This window comes from Enterococcus sp. AMC1252 (assembly GCF_058216515.1).
In genome coordinates this window covers 912,225-929,663 of record NZ_CM177097.1, presented here as the reverse complement: position 1 = coordinate 929,663, position 17,439 = coordinate 912,225, and the positions used below count along the sequence as shown (strand labels likewise).

The following is a 17,439-nucleotide window of genomic DNA, read 5'->3' as shown; positions in this document are numbered from 1 at the left end:
TGAATACCATGTTTTGCATGACACACGAAAATACTCTGTTACTTATTTCTTTTTCGCCAATTTTTTTTTCGTCGCCTCACAAGTACTCTTATGCGCAGCAGTGTTAGAATTATTATGATTACACCAATTACTCGAATAAAAACAAGCCCAATCAGTTCTAAGAAATCATTTTTTCCTTTTTTCTTTACGTTATAACTTTCTTTTATTGCCTTCAGTGCTTCGGGTGGAACAGGATACTTTGTAGAGCCTTCTTTCATAATATCGCACGCATCCGCATAATTTCCTAAACCATCACTAGCTCTGAGGTACATCTCACCTTCAATACCTTCTCGATTTAAAGAGATACTAAATGCGCCATTTTTATCAACTGACGCCTCTTGATAATGATATTCATTATTATCAGTATAGAAAAGCTCAATTTGATAAGTATTTTTTGATATCGGCATTTTTATTTCACCAGATATTGTTTTATTGTCCTTATTAAAATTTATCTCTGAAAAAAAGGTCGTCGGTTTATCACTACTAACCAGATACGGTACATTTTTGTAATGATAAATAACTCCCTCTTCAGAAGTAAAACATAAATCCGTTGAATAAAGTCCAATTTTATCGGTTTTGACCGGCTTTTTTTCATAGTACATATCTTTAATCTTGATTTTATCCCGATAAAAAATCGTTTCAATAAATCCGCTATAACAATTCGTTGGACCATTTAATACAAACGGTGCGAAACTCATATATGGACTATTATCAAAAGGAAACTCCAAATACACTTCATCTTTTTTCTTTTCACTATTCGTCGTTTTCCCATTTAAAATCTGTTTACGAGCATACCGACTCGTCAATTCACTTGAAGCATCGAAACTTGATTCAGAAGAAAGCTCCTCAGTGTCCTCTCCGTAACAAATACTAGGTAAAAATAAAAATACCAGACTAAACAACACCATCATCTTTTTCATATAAAAACTCCTCCAACAACCTTGTAACAAAATAGTGACACAAATGAAATCTTTCAGACATCAAGTGGACATTTTTAAAATTTTCTTAACTTTTAGTTATTAAATAACTAAAATCACCTTTTATAAAGTATAAAGAATTTTCACTATAAAGCAAAGTTTATTTTTTATATTTATCCGACTGTAACAACAAAAAAAAGCTTTAAATCCATGTCTGACAAGGATTCAAAGCTTTGAGTCAAAACCTTATTTTGTTTCACGGTGTAAAGTAACTTTTCTTTCACGTGGGCAATATTTTTGCTTTTCCAAACGATCAGGATTGTTACGTTTATTTTTGCTTGTTAGATAATTACGTTCTTTACAAGAAGTACATTCTAAAGTAATGTTTACGCGCATGTGTTTTCCCTCCTATATCCAATTTCGTATTTCTAAGATATTTCTTAGCCTCAAATATCATATCATGTTTATTCAGGAATTTCTACCCTTTTGACAAAATTTGTAAAGGAAAACTACTTTACAATTCTTATTGCGCTTTATATTCAGCATACGCATTGATAATTGCCTTGACCATTGATTGGTTAGGTCTCGTAATTTCACTTGTTAGGTGAGGTAAAACCACACTCACCGCAACTTCAGGATCATTGTATGGTGCATAAGCTACTACATTACTATTCACTGTAATATGCTCTCCTACATTGGTTTCCGCCGTACCAGTTTTAGCAGCAATATCAAGTGCGGCTCCTTGCATATCGCGTCCTGTTGTAAAGACACCATTTCCATGTACTACATCATAAAAACCTTTTTGGATGATTTGCATTTGCTCTGGAGTGATATCCACTTTGTTCAATTCTTTAGGCTTCATCTCTTCTTTTATCTCACCAAGAGAGCCATCTGACTTGTTATCGTAAATACCTTCAACTACATGTGGAGCATATCGAGTACCACCATTCGCTACAGTCGAAGCGTATTGTGCAAGCTGCATCGCCGTGTACGTATCGTACTGACCAAAAGATAAATCGAGTAAGTGTCCAGGCATTGAATCCTCAGGTGAATTAGAAAGCCCTGTTTCCTCAAGAGGTAAATCGATTCCTGTAGAAACGCCCATGCCATATTCACCAAATGTTTTACGTAAAACATTGAATAAAGTTGGATCCCCCGTCTTATAAGGCAACTGCATATTATATTGATAATCTGTATTCATCATTTTTAATACTAATTTCATCATGTAAGCATTTGATGAGTACTCCAAGGCTTGTTCCGCACTAAGAGGAATTTGATTGCCTACAATGACATTGTTAAAGACTGACGCTTTCTGCTTACTTCCAAAAATTTGGATCGGTTCATCAATCAGCACATCATTTCCAGAAATCACACCTTGTTCATAACCCGCTGAAATCGTGGCGCCTTTTACTACAGAACCAGGTTCAAATGCTTTATTGATCGTAGCTAGTGGATTAGATGTCAGCTCGTTTGTTGCTAAATCGCGATCTAACGCGACCATTGCCAATACAGCACCTGTTTTAGGATTCATCACTACGACATAAGCACCATCTGAATAAGCGGCATTTCCTGTGCCTAGAAGCTGCTGATACTGTGCTCGAACAATTTCTTCGATTTTCGCTTGAAAAGCCATATCGATCGTTAGTTTTAAGTTCTCACCTTTTTTGCCTTCTGATACAGGTGTTTGTGTGACGATTTTGCCATTGCTATCTAACGTCACTTCTGAGATTGCTTTTTGACCTTGAAGAACATCTTCATATTGTTTTTCTAAGTAGCTAGTGCCTACACGATCATTTAATTCATATCCTTTAGCAATGTACTCATCTGCTTCTTCAGCTGGTAAACCAGCCTTTTGAGAAGATACTTTTCCTAATAGGTTTTTAAGGTCTGTATCAGTTGGATATTCTCGATCCCAGTCCATTCCGGTTGAAACACCAGCGATTTCTGAAGTATGTTCTCCGATAATTGCAATTTCATCTTGAGTCACGCCCTCATTTTTAATGAAAGCCGTATTTAATTCACCCACAGAGTTCATTCGTTTGAAAATGGTCGCTGCCTGTAACGTATGTTCATCAAAATTGATTTCTTCTGGTGTTACTTTTTCTACTGTCTTAACGTACAAAGTTCCTTCATTCGTAATCTTATTCCCTTTTTCATCGACTTTATCTGCATCCGTCAATCGCTTTTGGGCAGCTTTTAAATTCTCTGGATTCGCTAGCCAAAAATCCTTTTTATCTCGCTCCGTCAATTCATCAGCTGGAACATGAATCAGATCATTTACTTTATTTGCAATTGGCACAAGGTCTTTAGTCTGAACCTTTTTCCCACGTGTGTAAGTAATAGCCAAGTTAGCCTTATTTCCAACAAGTAAGTTGCCTTTGGCATCATAAATCTGTCCCCGAGGTGCACTACTTTTTATTTTTAATATCGAGTTCTCTTCTGCTTTTTGCGCATATTGTTGTCCTTCAGCGATTTGTAGATAACCTAGGCGAACAATCAGCGCCACAAACAAACCAAAAATCACAAAAAATAATAAATTCAAACGGAACGGAATATGTGATTTTTTACTCTTTTGTGTCATCGGTTCTTCATTCTCTTTTTTTAATTTATCTAAAAAACTCATTTTTTTCATTATTGTTAATCCTCCATATGAGAAAAGTCTCGCTTCTCTATTGTAACGAAAAAACACAAAAAAAAATAGAGGGAATCCTCTTACTAAGAAAATATTTAATTTTTATTGAATAAACAACGAAAAAAAGTGTTTAGCTCCTCATTATTTTTGGGAACTAAACACTTTTTCACAATTTCTTTACTATTATCTTCTACTATAATTCGCTACATCAGCGACCATACTATCAACAAAGATATTTAAATCAATCACTTCTGTTTCTTTACTGCCATAGCGACGGATATTCACTGTTGCATCATCCATCTCTTTATCACCGACAACGATTTGATACGGGATTTTTTGTGTTTGAGACGCACGAATCTTATAACCCATTTTTTCATTGCGATCATCTACTTCGATACGCAAACCTTGTTCTTGCAGACGCTTTTTCACTTCATAAGCGTAATCTGAATGGGCTTCAACCGATACTGGAATGATTGTTGCTTGAATCGGTGCCAACCAAGTTGGAAAAGCGCCCTTGTATACTTCTGTCAAGTAAGCTACGAAACGTTCCATTGTCGAAACGATCCCTCTGTGGATAACCAATGGACGATGTGTATTTTCGCCATCTTCCCCCACATAAGTTAAATCAAAACGTTCTGGTAACAATGCATCGATTTGAATTGTAGAGAGTGTTTCCTCCATACCTAATGCAGTTTTCACTTGAACATCTAGTTTAGGTCCATAAAAGGCTGCTTCACCTTCTGCCTCAAAATAATCGATCCCCGCTTCGTCTGCTGCTTCTTTGATCATTGTCTCAGATCTTTCCCACATAGCATCATCGTCAAAGTATTTTTCTTTATTATTAGGATCCCGTAAACTTAAACGGAAACGATAATCTGTTACATCAAAATCTGCGTAGACTTCTACCATCAATTTCAATGTGCGTAAGAATTCTTCTTTGATTTGATCTGGACGAACAAATGTATGTCCATCATTCAAGGTCATTTCCCGTACACGTTGCAAACCAGACAATGCTCCTGATTTTTCATAACGATGCATCATACCAAGTTCAGCGATTCTAATTGGTAATTCACGATAACTGTGAATATCATTTTTATAAACCATCATGTGATGTGGACAATTCATTGGGCGAAGGACTAACATTTCGCCATCTCCCATATCCATTGGCGGGAACATGTCCTCATGATAATGATCCCAGTGACCAGATCTCTTATAAAACTCTACATTAGCCATGATTGGTGTGTATACGTGTTGATACCCTAAGCTAATCTCTTTATCTGTAATATAACGCTCAATTGTACGGCGAATCGTCGCACCTTTTGGCAACCAGAAAGGTAAACCAGAACCAACATCTGGATTAAGCATAAATAAATCAAGCTCTTTTCCTAATTTACGATGATCACGTTCTTTGGCTTCTTCACGCATTTTGATGAACTCTTTTAAATCTTTCTTATCAAAAAAAGCCGTTCCATAAATACGTTGCATCATTTGATTGTTTGAATTTCCTCTCCAATATGCACCAGCTACTGATAATAATTGGAATACTTGGATACGGCCAGTTGATGGAACATGCACACCACGACATAAATCAACGAAATCTCCTTGATCATAAACAGTGATGACTTCATCTTCTGGAAGCTCTGAAATCAATTCAACTTTGTAAGGATCATCTGCAAATAATTCTAGAGCTTCGTTCTTAGAAACTACTTTACGGACGATTGGGTTATTTTCTTTCACAATTTTCATCATTTCTGCTTCAATTGCTGGTAAATCTTCTGCTGTTATCGGGTTTTCACCATTATCAGTATCATAGTAAAACCCTGAATCAATAGCTGGTCCTACACCAAATTTAATTTTTGGGAATAAACGACGTAACGCATTAGCCATTAAGTGAGCGGAAGAATGACGTAAAATACCTAGTGCATCCTCATGATCTGGTGTCACGATTTCGATAGCACCATCTTCTTCAATCGGTCGCTCTAAATCTATTAATGTACCGTTTAATTTCCCTGCTAAGGCTTTCTTAGCTAAACTGTTGCTAATACTTTTAGCAATGTCTAATGTTGATGAACCAGCCTCAAATTCTTTGACTGCCCCATCTGGGAATGTAATGTTAATTGACATTTTTGGTTCCTCCAATTTTTTTATTATTGATCATGAGAATCTGCGACTTTCCAACAAAATAAGCACGTTTGAGCAAAAAAATAAGTCCTAGTATCTGATAAAAATCATCAGACACTAGGACGAAAAGTTCGTGGTTCCACCTATTTTTAAACACAGCAAACAGCCATGTTCCTCAAGCGTGTTAACGGTACGACCGCCTTTGTTTCGACAAAGGTTGGAAAAAGTGGTCATTCCTTGTGCATGTCTGGAAAATTTTCAGCCAAGATTTTCCTCTCTAAAAGACTGCTTGCAAGTTCAGTTGTCTTTCTCATCAATCATTTATGTGTTAATTTAAACACTTCTTGAATTAAAAAGCAAGTATTTATTGAAAATCCTTACTTTTTCCAATTTCCCCCTTGAGCGTAACGATCCCTTTTCATCTCATTTACAATGACATGGATACTTTCTTTAGGTGCTCCTGTATTGTTGGATACTACTTCCGTAATTTCTTTAACCATATTCGTCAGTTGTTCTTCACTACGACCTTCAATTAATTCAACATGAATAAATGGCATATCTTTTCCTCCTTTTATTTTTATTCTTTTAAATACAATCATACCATGTTTAGAAACGAACCATTTACTTTTCTGCACTCAAAATAAACATAGAAGCTGCTTGATTCATAAATATTTTCTCACCGTGATAAAATGTTCTACTAGAAACTGATTTAAATCCAATTTCCTTAAGCTGATTGCTTAGATTGATCTGCGAAAAACCATTATGAATTTTTTCATGTTGAATGTTTTCATTTTTATCAAAATCAACGATTAAAATACGTCCCATTGGATTCAAAGCTAGATACAACGATTTCAGTAGATTCAGCGTATTTGGAACATGTAACAGGACTAAAGAAGCAACGATTAAATCTGCTTGTATGTTTAAAGTATCTTCTTTAGAAAAACACCCGACTACTGTTTTTGCATTCGTTTCTTTCAGTTGTTTGATTTTTTGTTCAACAATGCGAATCATTTCTCCTGATGGATCAACAAACAATATTTCATTAAATTGATCTGCAATCTTCAACCCAATCAATCCCGTCCCGCAACCATAGTCTAATGCTACTTTTCCTGTAGGATTCCCTAGTTCTTTCTTGATCTCGTCTGTAATGATGTCTGCCAATTCTAATTGTTTAGGCGAATCATAGCGTTGAGCGATTTTATCAAAAATAGTCATTATTTATTTCTCCTCTTTAGACATTCTTCTATGAAAAAAAGAAGCCCTTTCGGACTTCTTTTAACTCCCTTTTAAGCAGGCTCACCATAGTCAACAGGCTTGTCGAATTCTCCTGGGGCATCATCATAGATATGTCCATAGATGATCACAGGCATTCCGGCATACGCTCCATTAAAGATTTGAGCAACTGCAGCTCCTGGTGTATTGATACAACCGTTACTACCAAAATTGGTTTTATACGCTTCTTTGTTTCCAAAATACTCCGCTTTATAATCTGCATCATGAATCCCAATTTGTGTTACCACACCACCAAAACTCTTCAATGGCATCCAATATTTAACTGGTACACTGTAACTCGATCCGTCTAACATCTCTCCTTCCAATTTTGTATCTGTATCTTTATACAAAATTGTGTGGAAACCTGGAACAGTGGCTGTTCCCTTATTGTAGCGACCTGTAATCACATCTGTTTCAACTACTTTTACACCATCTTTAAAGAAATACATCTTTTGATCGTTTAAATCAATTTCTACATAATCTTTATCGACTGTTGTCGACTGGTTGACATCTCCATCAATTGGTACGGTAATTGTTTCGGTGTCTTTATCACTATTGATTGCTTGGACTAGTAAATCTCTTGTTTGCGGCATATTGATATCCCAACCATAGCTGCCATTATTTTTATACTTTGTTGTCACCCCGTGGACATTTTTAAAAATAATTGGTTTATAGATTGAACCATATTTTTGGTTTGTTTGTTCAACCCAAGCATAAACTTTATTTGGGTCGACATTGCCACTTTCATCCATAAATGATTGCAGTTCTTCTTTGGTAAGCGTTAGTTTTTCACCATTGATATCAAGTGTGATTGCTTTATTTTCTTTCTTAGATAAGACTGTTAGTTTTTCTTGAAGACCTTTGTCATCTTTTGTCACTGCAGGCTTTTGATAAAATTCTTTTACATCGTATACATAGCTGCCTTTATTGTCATCTACATCTTTCAAGACTTGATTCATCAAAGCTTCCTTGTCAATGTTTGTTCCTATTTGTTCAGGTATAATTTGATAGTTGCCATCAACTTTTTCGATACGCGCATCTTGGCTTGGCGTTCCTTCTTCAAAAGTCAACGCGCTTAATTTATTCTTCAATTCTGTTTTATAATCTTCATTGATCGGCAATTTAATCGATCTGTCAGCAATATTTTGTTTCAAATATTCTTCTGTTATCTCATATTTTTCAGGTAGTTCTATTTTTTCTTCTTTATCATTCACTTTAATAATGACTGACTCAGCTTTATTCAGTTCTTCCAGTTTCTTTTTCGCATCTTTTGCGTTCAGTAGACTGATATCAACACCATTAGCCTTAGCTGTAATAAAAAAGTGAGATTGGAAATAGACAAGCCCACCAGTAAATACTAGTGCTAAACAAATCAACAAACCAACTACTGGGACTAACCATTTCTTTTTTTTATTCGGCTGATTTCTATTTTGGGATGCCCTTGCATTTTTTGCCGAACGACTAACTGATTCTTCATTTTCCATTGAGCTATCTTCCTTTTTGATTATTTATATGCTTACTTTGATCAAATGCTTTCTCCTGTTTTAGAAATAAAACTAAAGGAAGTAATTTTCCTCTCACTGTTTTGAACTTTTTCTACAAGTCTCTTTAGAAACTTATTTTAACGCTAGTTTAGTTAAATTTCTCTCAATCTTCAATTATTTTGCTTACATATGAGAAAAAATTCATATTTTATGTATAAATGCTAGTTTTTAACTTTTATCTATTAAACAGGGTTCCGCAACTCTCAAAATTTTGATACAGTGTACCTACCATTCTACCACACATGACGGAGAGGAAAAAAGACTATTTGACAATATCTTTAACAAAATTCTACTTTATTTACAATAAACTTTAAAATGTACGTTTAACTTCTCTTATTTCATCTAAAAAATAGCGGTCCGTTTAATAATGGCAATTAAAATCCCTTGTATATTTCATGACTTTCTCAGCCGTTTTTTGATCATAGCTCAAGCTGCTTTTTTGTGAAAATACCTTCGCAATACAATCAAATTGTGTTTGCAAGGAAAGTAAGGCTGACCACGCAGAAGAAATACTAGAGACATCCATTGTGTTTAAAATACTTGTGTATTGTTCATTAGACAAATATTTAGGTAAATACTTATAATTTTTCCCAATACTGAAATGATACCCGTAATCTGTTCCTACTTGCCAAGACAGTAAACGTAAAAGTTCTTTGCGACAATATTCATTTAGATGATCTGCTGCATAAAACAACTCGTTACGGCACAACCCTTTGACAACATAAGTACTGATCCACCAAAATTCATTGCAGCAATCTGAAAATTCAATCTGAGTGGGAGGCTTGAGCCAATATTCTTGATCGTTCGCTTCTTTTAAGCTAGGTAAAAGCTGGTTTTTATCTAATAGAATATTAGCTAAATAGTCCCCATCATTCCAATTGTCTGCCTGTTCTTTTGGGCAAAGAGTCAAATCAATCCGATTGCCATCTTCAAATAACATCAAATAAGTAAATTTTCCATTCCTTGATGGCGGAAACAAAACCATATCTTCTGGTGTCTGCATAATCAAACGGGAACCAAACTGATCGACCCATGTACGATCTTCGATAAATACTTTGATTGAATCCACGATATAAACGATATCATAGTCTTGAAATGAGTCTTTCGGAACATTTTTATTGGTCCGAGAACCATTCATCCCGACAGCAAGTATTCTAGCATCTTTCTTGGCTACATCTAAAATCAATTGGAGCATCTCTTTTTCTGTCCTCATAATCACGCCTCCTATTTTATCTGTTTAAGTATAGTATAAAACAAGGTCAACCTACTATGTTATACTTTCTTTTAAAAACGTTAAAAAAAGATTAAAAAAGACCCTATATTATCTATTAAATTGAGTTATCTACTACACTAGAGATGAAAGGTTGTGATGTTATGAAATCGGTAAAACGGATCATGTTGGGTATTATAGGTTTAGGAATCATATATGCAGGGCTTATTCTTTTTTTGATTTTAAGCGGAACAAAAGATCAGCCCACACAAAATCCTGATACTGTGCTTATTTTAGGTGCACAAGTAAAAGGCTCTTCAAAAGACAATGCTTATCCAAGTACTGTTTTAAAAGAAAGATTAGATGTAGCAATTCCTTATTTAAAAGAACATCCGAGTGCAACCGCTATTGTTTGTGGTGGTCAAGGGTCTGATGAACCTGATAGTGAAGCGAATGTGATGGCTGAATATTTAAGAGCAAAGGGAATCTCTCAAAAACAAATCTTGATTGAGGATACATCCACCCGCACAAAAGAAAACATTCAAAATGCTCAGAAGAAACAAACGCTAGGAAATACAGTTATCATTACAAGTGATTTTCATATATACCGCTCAAAACTTTTAGCAAAGCGCTTAGGAATAACGGAAATCAGTGGACTCCCATCTATTTCTAAGTCTTCTGCTACCTTTAAAACCTACATTAGGGAAATATGTGCGCTAGGCTACGGATTGATTTTTGATCATTGACTCTGTCCTTAAAAACAGAACATACTACTAATAGCTATTGACAAATTTTCAAGTATCTCCCCTCTATACTAACAAATAACCCGTCCTTTGGTGACGGACGGGTTATTTGTTGGAGTTGTTGTTATATCTATATAATACTGGATAACTATGAATATCATGTGATATTCTTTCTTTTTATTTAGTACTCATTTTCAGAAAATAGTATTAAAAAATTATTACCTGCTAGTTTAAACTATCCTTCTTTTTAAAACATTATTCCTCTGTTTTATTAAGGCTTTTTTTAGTTCCTCATATTTTCCTATTGCCTTTTTTGATCTTTTTTCATTTTTTGATTAAAGTAATAGATAATACCCAAAATAACTGCTAAAATCGCTGCTCCTATTCCAATAGCAACATTCCACGAAAACTGTTTGTTTGAATCAGGAGGTAAATTGAGAGCAGTTGCATTATATTTTTCAGCTTCTTTTTCTTCTATTTTGAACTTTCTTACCCATGACCAGTCCCTATACCCATCATTGGCATTGATCTTAACAGTATAATTTCCCGCAACAAAAGGTTGTTCCTTTAATTCTATTTTATAATTAAAATTCGTATTAGGTGCCATTGTTAAAGATTCTTGATGGTTTTCATAACGAGGTTTTGATTCGTCTTCATAGTACAGTTTTGCATCTAATTGTAATTTTTTGATCATTGCAGCTTTTTTATCTTGAATATTCATAACGACTGCGTTATTCCCATTTAATTGAGTCGCTTTGACTTCGTTCAATGCTAGTTCTGGCTTGACTTCTTTATCGGTCCCACTCAGTAAAACCCCCACAACATAAGAAAAACGATTACCAACTGCTAAAGCACCTTGGCTTTTTTCTGCTTTTTCTGCTTTCTGATCAAAATAAAGCCCGCCTAAAACATATCCGTCAAACGTATCTGTGGGAATATCAACTATGCATTCGACTGTTGTATTCGATTTTCGGGGTAAAATAACCTCTTTAGGCATTGAAGCGATTTCACTAAATGTAAAAACTGCAGATGAATCTTTTTTTGTATCATTATAAGAATAATCAACAACACCATTATCATTTGTGATAGCAGAATTTGCTGAAGCATAAACCGTAATATCTTTATCTGTATTATTTGTCAGCTCTACACTAAGTATCTGAGTTTTCCCCGGTACTACTCTTAAATCAAAATAACTAATCTCCTTACTACGCTGATTCTCTGGTAAGTTCGCTTTCACGCTAAAATCGATTTCACTAGCATGACTGACCGATCCAATAGTCAACGACAACACTAAAAAAACAATAGCATATAAAAGCCTGATTATCTGATCCTTCATTTTTAAAACTCCTTTTTAGTTCCATATCTAACTGTGCGTGATACGTGGCATCAACCGTTTGAATCACTATAGTTCCAAAATGAAAATTAGATACATAATTACAAAGGAGCATCCGATAATATCCATTGTAATTGCGCAGTGTAAGACTCATTTACATTGATATTTACACTAGGTGTAAGATTTAAAAACACACCATTCTGTTGATTCCATGAAATAACGACATTATTATTGTCAGGAGATGTATAGGCATATGCCTCTGAAGCAATCGGAGTTATCGCAGTATCTTGACCATTTTTTCGATAGATAAACGCTTGGTTAATCGTTTTGTTTGTAGTTGTAGATTTCATAGGCTGGTTTTCTCTAACAAGCAAGTGCCACTGACTTTTTGCTACTCGACCGTCCGCAACGATTAAAGAAGTGTCCACTATACTCGGACTATAGGTTGTTGTCTTACTTGGCACGGGTATACTTTTGAACGAAATTTGTTGAGGTGACTGCACAAAACGTAATGTGCCATCTCCTACAGGGATTGAATTTGAACTATTTTGTGGAGTAATAGCTGTGTTACCTCCATCCACACCACCAATAATGCTAGAAAACGGCAACGATTGTCCCGTCATATTTTGCGCAATAACTCCTGTATACTGTAGTTTGAAACTTGTATTTGGTTGTGTAAAATTATTTATTGCAAGAGAATTTTGATAATACCAATAGTGCATATTTAAATTAGAATCAGTCAAAAGTTGTGTCCCTAATACAGGTGTTTGAACACCTGTATTAGAGATTCTAGTCAAAGTTACTGAACTTAACTGGGTTAATCCATTTGGAATGTATGCTTTTAGCATCTGTTGTCCCCATGTCGCTGGCTGATTGGTCAAAGTTGTCGTCAATGTGTATCGAACAGTTTGACCTGTAACTGCAGAAGGGGCTATTTCCCAGTTTCCTTGTGCATTTAATCGTTCAATCGTCTGTATGACTGAAATAGCCGGTGTTAAATAAGGAACCGTTTGATTGTAGCCCGTGCTCGTTACCAATACATTACCAGTGCGGTCACTTAATCCTTGAACCGATAAACTGACTGTTTCACCTCCATTAAACATCGGCAAATCCGAAAACTGAAAACTTCCATTTGCATTTAATGGGGTTGTGTATACAGTTCCACCATTGATTTGTAGTGCTACTCTATACGTACCTGCATTCGTTTGTACTGCAGAACCTGAAAGTTGAGTACCTCCTGGTGTTGCTTGACTAGCTGTCACTGGCTGAATCGGCCAACTAACTGATTGCGCTATCGATATTGGACTTTGAATGTAATTACTTGTTGTTTTGGATTGGGCGATAATCAGCGCTGTAACGCTATCTCCATACTGTAAAGCAGATGCTAAAGCTGTGCTAAAGTTTCCCGCAGCATCAACTGGTATACTATTGATAACTATCGGTGCAGATGTCCCATCGGAACGGGTAATTGTCAGTTGAACAGTGTAAGTATAAGCACTATTTTGTACTTGTTGAATCTTGCCACCAACAGATGTCTGTAAATTCAAAAGCGGGCTATTTAAAATAGGCGCTGTAACATTCGGAACTCCTGTCCCTATTGACATAGAAGGCAAGGCGATCACACCAGACTGTGAAACATTTCCTAAAACTAAATTTATAATATTCAAACCATCCGTCGATGAACCAAACACTCCTTTAATGGGATAGTCTACGCCATTACTTGCTGGTGGAATCGTGATACCATTTTGATACAAGAGTGCCACATCAAAACTAAACTTAACTGCCCAACGGCTAAGACCTAATAGACCCACAACGTTGGTAGGAAAGGTGACATATACTGAATTATAAGCACTGCTATAGGCCAACGTAAACCCACGTGTCGTATCATGAATATTATAAGAAGTACTTCCAATTATCGGAGCAGGAACGGTTACTGTGCCTGTAAGCAGAGATAAGAAGCTCTGTTGCTTCGTCGTACTACCATTAATTTGATTCGCTATTTCAGCGGGCAATTGAAGCATGATTAATGGTTGTCCTCCTAGGGATAAATCTAACGTAGGTGTATAAGTATATGTCATTGTAATAATTGATTGTCCTGTTCCACCAGTTGTGTAGGTACCACTTAGTGAACCTGACCCAACTGTCACCAGTCGTTCTTGAACATCCCTCATCACTTCTGGTTGTTCATTTTCAACTTCAGTTTGTTCACTGACCGTTTCATCTTCTGCAAAAGCTTGTTTTACCTCCATCTGTAGAACGCTCAATATCAATCCCAATAAAAATAGAAATAGCCATTTACGTTTCACTCTGAAGCCCCCTTTTTATTAGCGGTTGTTTAGCATATTTTCTTTTCAATAGCATCAAATAATAAAAAAATATAATTTCAAAAGTATTTTATATAAAAAAAAACAAAAAAATTTGTTTCGCTATATTGATTTTATACTGCGGTTACAATAAAGTAAAATATTTACGATTGCTATTTTTAGAATGATCCTCTTAAAAAGACTATTCTAGAAAGAAGAGAAATTTCTTTATTTTCATATTTTGTCGACAGCTTTTACTAGCCAATCGATTACAAGTTGCCATCCGTATTCCTTCGCACTATAAAATTCTCAAAAATTTACATAAAATGCTAAATATTTGAGAATTTAAAATAAAAATGCTATTATACTATTGTTCTTAGTTTTTTCATATTGTGTTTCCCTTCATATAGTGTGTGTATGAAGGGTTTTTTTGTTCAAAAAAAAAGAACCCTTACTTAATAAGGATTCTTCTATATTCTTTACTCACCAAGATCAACGTTATGGTAAACCTTTTGAACATCATCAAGATCTTCTAAAACATCGATCATTCGTTCAAATTTTTCTAAGTCTTCACCAGTTAGCTCTACATCATTTTGTGCGATCATTTCTAATTCAGCTACTGAAAATTCTTCAATACCTTTTTCCTTTAGTGCTTCTTGTACTGCGTGTAGTTCTTCTGGTTCTGTATAAACAATGATTTGGCCTTCTTCTTCTGTAACATCACGAACATCAATGTCTTTTTCCATCAAATATTCAAGAATATCATCTGCATCATCACCAGCAAATCCAATCACTCCTGTATGATCGAACATATAAGCTACAGCACCGCTGACACCCATATTTCCACCATTCTTACCAAATGCTGCACGTACATCTGAAGCTGTACGGTTCACGTTATTAGTCAAAGCATCAACGATGACCATTGAGCCATTTGGTCCAAATCCTTCATAACGTAGTTCAGAATATTGTTCATCACCAGAACCTTTAGCTTTTTCGATTGCTCGATCGATGATATGTTTCGGTACATTATATGTTTTTGCGCGCTCGATAACAAACCGTAATTTCTGATTTGCTTGAGGGTCAGGATCACCCGATTTCGCTGCTACGTAAATTTCAATACCGAATTTTGCATAAACTCGACTGTTATTTGCGTCTTTGGCAGCTTTTTTCTCTTTAATATTTGCCCACTTACGACCCATATTCTCACTTCGCTTTCATTCATTATTATTTTTGATTATAACACCTTATCCATTATACTTGTCATTCGAACTTTTGTTAAGTGTTTTTTGCTTTTAAGAAATACGAATAGGAAAACGGCCAAAGTTTTGTTCTGAAATATGCGGGTTCCCTAACTGGTAGATTTGATTGCTTCTAATATCTAAAGATAACTGGGAACTCAAATTCTTAGACACTTTTGTGATCAATGGCAATTCTAATTTTTTTTTCTCTTCCCTTAAAAATCGCTGCCCTTGCTCATTAAACCCCAAAACCTGTAAGTAGCTTTGGTTCCAGATTGTTTCTATTTCTTGTTGTTTCACGTTGATTAAAATGTAAGTAGCTAATCTTTGCAGTCGTGTCCATGTATAGCGTTTTGTTTTTGCCTGTTTTATAAAAGATTGAAAAGAGTCTGAAGACTTAGCAGCCTCTTGTAAGCGATACTCAATACCTTCTTTCATTTGGTAAATCTCCTGCAATTCCGTAATCGAACTGCTCAATAACCTATACCTTAATAAAGGCCAATAATTTTCCCAAGTAACTATAGGGAAATTTGTTAAATCTGTTGCTACTTGATTTGGCAACACCTGTAGAATTTGATTTAACTCTCCTGAAAAAACAGCTTTTCTGATTGCAGTCGCACTAGCAAATTCACTATAAATCTTAGTATCATGATAACCAGCTTGTTGTCTTTTTAATGGGTATAAACTCATTGATTTTTCATATGCCGCATTTTCTTTAGCATAACTTAAACCTAAAATATGATTAGGTGAAGAAAAATCTAAGCCGTTACTTGGATAAAGCTTGCGGAAAATTTCCGTCATTTGCTGTGGATAACTCATGCCATTATTTTTGATTTTTTGATACGCTTGATCAATTTCTGCTTGATGCTTATTCACAAACTCTCCAAACAATTCATAATCCATCTCTGCTTGATTATCCGTACCAAAACATAGAGCATCACAATGCAGCGATTGAAGTAATTTGATTGCACCAGCTGCAAAATAGTCAGCTGACTGTACAGCATAAGCAAATGGTAATTCAATGACTAAATCAACACCGTGTGCTAAGGCTTCTTTTGCACGTGTCCATTTATCGATAATAGCAGGTTCACCTCGTTGTAAGAAATTCCCACTCATCACAGCAATCACAACTTCTGCTCCACTCATTTCCCGCGCCATTTTAGCATGGTATTGATGACCATTATGAAAAGGATTATATTCAACAATAATGCCACAACTTTTCATCTTTTTTCTCCTTAATATCGCTCATTTCTATTAGAATTCTATCATACCACGTTTATTTTATTCCTGAAACAAAAGAAAAATAAGCGGAATAAACTTCAAAAGTTTTTCTCCACTTATTTTTTAGACTACTTTTTACAAACGAAAAACCAACGTTTACTTTCTTCTGTCGGTGCATCATCTGAAAAATCTGCATAAACTTCAACCGTCATAAAACCAGCACTTTCCAACATCATCAAATAGTTTTCCATTGTATAGGTACGTTCTTGATGCAGTTCGTCTTGCCGAATAAATACGTCGGCGTTTCCATGCTCTTTTACAAAAAATGTTAAAAAGTGTTCAATACTATGCTCTTTTTCACCTGGATAACTATCCCACAAAAAAGCAAATTCTTCTGTTTGATAATGATAGCTGTATTCAGGAAATACCTTGTCAACTTGATAAATAGAATGGACATCAAAGATAAATACTCCATCCTCTTCCAAGGCTTGATATACATCATCAAATACTTGTTGAACTTCTTGACGATTTGCCATGTAACAAAGCGAATCAGAAAAACAAGTAATCGCATGATACTGCCCCATTTCAGACAAATCCATCATATTGCCTTGGACAAACTGAACATGGACTTCTTCTTCCGCTGCTCGTTTACTGGCCATCATCAACATTTCCTCAGACAAATCCAACGCTGTCACTGTAAAGCCTGCTTTAGCAAAATTCACAGCTAAAGCCCCGGTCCCACAAGCCATTTCCAATACATCTTTTTTGCCTTCTGGTAAATGACGTTTAGAAAATGCCAACCACTGATCGTACAGGCTGTCATCCATTACTTCATCGTATACAAAAGCAAATGTTTCATAAGCCAT

Annotated in this window: 14 protein-coding genes; 1 reads left to right on the top strand and 13 read right to left on the bottom strand. The window is 35.4% G+C overall.

The genetic code is table 11. The annotated features are described in order from the left end of the window. Positions 1 to 38 precede the first annotated feature (38 nt). From AC4BB5_RS04280 to AC4BB5_RS04245, 8 genes are all read right to left on the bottom strand, one after another. The gene (locus AC4BB5_RS04280) at positions 39 to 959 is read right to left on the bottom strand and encodes a hypothetical protein (RefSeq protein ID WP_490458156.1); all 921 of its coding nucleotides are present in this window, start codon (positions 957 to 959) and stop codon (positions 39 to 41) included. Positions 960 to 1,202: 243 nt separating this feature from the next. Further along, positions 1,203 to 1,352, bottom strand: a complete 150-nt coding sequence (gene rpmG / locus AC4BB5_RS04275; protein ID WP_002296119.1) for a 50S ribosomal protein L33 — start codon at positions 1,350 to 1,352, stop codon at positions 1,203 to 1,205. 127 nt (positions 1,353 to 1,479) lie between these two features. Continuing rightward, positions 1,480 to 3,588 carry a penicillin-binding transpeptidase domain-containing protein gene (locus AC4BB5_RS04270; protein WP_490458155.1) on the bottom strand — a complete coding sequence of 703 codons (2,109 nt, stop codon included), beginning with the start codon at positions 3,586 to 3,588 and terminating at the stop codon, positions 1,480 to 1,482. Between the two features lie 183 nt (positions 3,589 to 3,771). Next, on the bottom strand, positions 3,772 to 5,712 hold the full coding sequence (gene thrS / locus AC4BB5_RS04265; protein ID WP_490458154.1) for a threonine--tRNA ligase: 1,941 nt from the start codon (positions 5,710 to 5,712) through the stop codon (positions 3,772 to 3,774). Between the two features lie 374 nt (positions 5,713 to 6,086). Further along, positions 6,087 to 6,266, bottom strand: coding sequence for a 2-hydroxymuconate tautomerase (thmT, locus tag AC4BB5_RS04260; RefSeq protein ID WP_490458153.1), 180 nt, complete (start codon positions 6,264 to 6,266; stop codon positions 6,087 to 6,089). 64 nt (positions 6,267 to 6,330) lie between these two features. Continuing rightward, positions 6,331 to 6,924: a class I SAM-dependent methyltransferase gene (locus AC4BB5_RS04255; protein WP_490458152.1), complete on the bottom strand. Its 594-nt coding sequence runs from the start codon at positions 6,922 to 6,924 to the stop codon at positions 6,331 to 6,333. Positions 6,925 to 6,995: 71 nt separating this feature from the next. Next, positions 6,996 to 8,465 carry a L,D-transpeptidase gene (locus tag AC4BB5_RS04250; protein ID WP_490458151.1) on the bottom strand — a complete coding sequence of 490 codons (1,470 nt, stop codon included), beginning with the start codon at positions 8,463 to 8,465 and terminating at the stop codon, positions 6,996 to 6,998. 421 nt (positions 8,466 to 8,886) lie between these two features. Then, positions 8,887 to 9,738: an aminoglycoside 6-adenylyltransferase gene (locus tag AC4BB5_RS04245; RefSeq protein WP_490458150.1), complete on the bottom strand. Its 852-nt coding sequence runs from the start codon at positions 9,736 to 9,738 to the stop codon at positions 8,887 to 8,889. 161 nt (positions 9,739 to 9,899) lie between these two features. Between AC4BB5_RS04245 and AC4BB5_RS04240 the strand changes: the two genes are divergently transcribed. Further along, complete coding sequence (locus AC4BB5_RS04240; RefSeq protein ID WP_490458149.1) at positions 9,900 to 10,481, top strand: YdcF family protein; 582 nt, start codon at positions 9,900 to 9,902, stop codon at positions 10,479 to 10,481. Between the two features lie 298 nt (positions 10,482 to 10,779). Here the strand turns inward: AC4BB5_RS04240 and AC4BB5_RS04235 are convergent, their stop codons facing one another. From AC4BB5_RS04235 to AC4BB5_RS04215, 5 genes are all read right to left on the bottom strand, one after another. Continuing rightward, a complete protein-coding gene (locus AC4BB5_RS04235; RefSeq protein ID WP_490458148.1) occupies positions 10,780 to 11,814 on the bottom strand; it encodes a WxLIP family cell surface protein in 1,035 nt (344 codons plus the stop codon). Positions 11,815 to 11,912: 98 nt separating this feature from the next. Continuing rightward, positions 11,913 to 14,117: a hypothetical protein gene (locus AC4BB5_RS04230; RefSeq protein WP_490458147.1), complete on the bottom strand. Its 2,205-nt coding sequence runs from the start codon at positions 14,115 to 14,117 to the stop codon at positions 11,913 to 11,915. Between the two features lie 476 nt (positions 14,118 to 14,593). Beyond that, positions 14,594 to 15,313: a YebC/PmpR family DNA-binding transcriptional regulator gene (locus AC4BB5_RS04225; protein ID WP_086311980.1), complete on the bottom strand. Its 720-nt coding sequence runs from the start codon at positions 15,311 to 15,313 to the stop codon at positions 14,594 to 14,596. A gap of 93 nt (positions 15,314 to 15,406) precedes the next feature. After that, positions 15,407 to 16,576, bottom strand: a complete 1,170-nt coding sequence (locus AC4BB5_RS04220; RefSeq protein ID WP_490458146.1) for a nucleotidyltransferase — start codon at positions 16,574 to 16,576, stop codon at positions 15,407 to 15,409. Positions 16,577 to 16,701: 125 nt separating this feature from the next. Then, the gene (locus tag AC4BB5_RS04215) at positions 16,702 to 17,439 is read right to left on the bottom strand and encodes a class I SAM-dependent DNA methyltransferase (RefSeq protein ID WP_490458145.1); all 738 of its coding nucleotides are present in this window, start codon (positions 17,437 to 17,439) and stop codon (positions 16,702 to 16,704) included.

Bases quoted from the DNA above. Each gene is read 5' to 3' on its own strand.
- AC4BB5_RS04280 (WP_490458156.1), bottom strand. From the start codon at position 959: ATGAAAAAGATGATGGTGTTGTTTAGTCTGGTATTTTTATTTTTACCT.
- rpmG (WP_002296119.1), bottom strand. From the start codon at position 1,352: ATGCGCGTAAACATTACTTTAGAATGTACTTCTTGTAAAGAACGTAAT.
- AC4BB5_RS04270 (WP_490458155.1), bottom strand. From the start codon at position 3,588: ATGAAAAAAATGAGTTTTTTAGATAAATTAAAAAAAGAGAATGAAGAA.
- thrS (WP_490458154.1), bottom strand. From the start codon at position 5,712: ATGTCAATTAACATTACATTCCCAGATGGGGCAGTCAAAGAATTTGAG.
- thmT (WP_490458153.1), bottom strand. From the start codon at position 6,266: ATGCCATTTATTCATGTTGAATTAATTGAAGGTCGTAGTGAAGAACAA.
- AC4BB5_RS04255 (WP_490458152.1), bottom strand. From the start codon at position 6,924: ATGACTATTTTTGATAAAATCGCTCAACGCTATGATTCGCCTAAACAA.
- AC4BB5_RS04250 (WP_490458151.1), bottom strand. From the start codon at position 8,465: ATGGAAAATGAAGAATCAGTTAGTCGTTCGGCAAAAAATGCAAGGGCA.
- AC4BB5_RS04245 (WP_490458150.1), bottom strand. From the start codon at position 9,738: ATGAGGACAGAAAAAGAGATGCTCCAATTGATTTTAGATGTAGCCAAG.
- AC4BB5_RS04240 (WP_490458149.1), top strand. From the start codon at position 9,900: ATGAAATCGGTAAAACGGATCATGTTGGGTATTATAGGTTTAGGAATC.
- AC4BB5_RS04235 (WP_490458148.1), bottom strand. From the start codon at position 11,814: ATGAAGGATCAGATAATCAGGCTTTTATATGCTATTGTTTTTTTAGTG.
- AC4BB5_RS04225 (WP_086311980.1), bottom strand. From the start codon at position 15,313: ATGGGTCGTAAGTGGGCAAATATTAAAGAGAAAAAAGCTGCCAAAGAC.
- AC4BB5_RS04220 (WP_490458146.1), bottom strand. From the start codon at position 16,576: ATGAAAAGTTGTGGCATTATTGTTGAATATAATCCTTTTCATAATGGT.
- AC4BB5_RS04215 (WP_490458145.1), bottom strand. From the start codon at position 17,439: ATGGCTTATGAAACATTTGCTTTTGTATACGATGAAGTAATGGATGAC.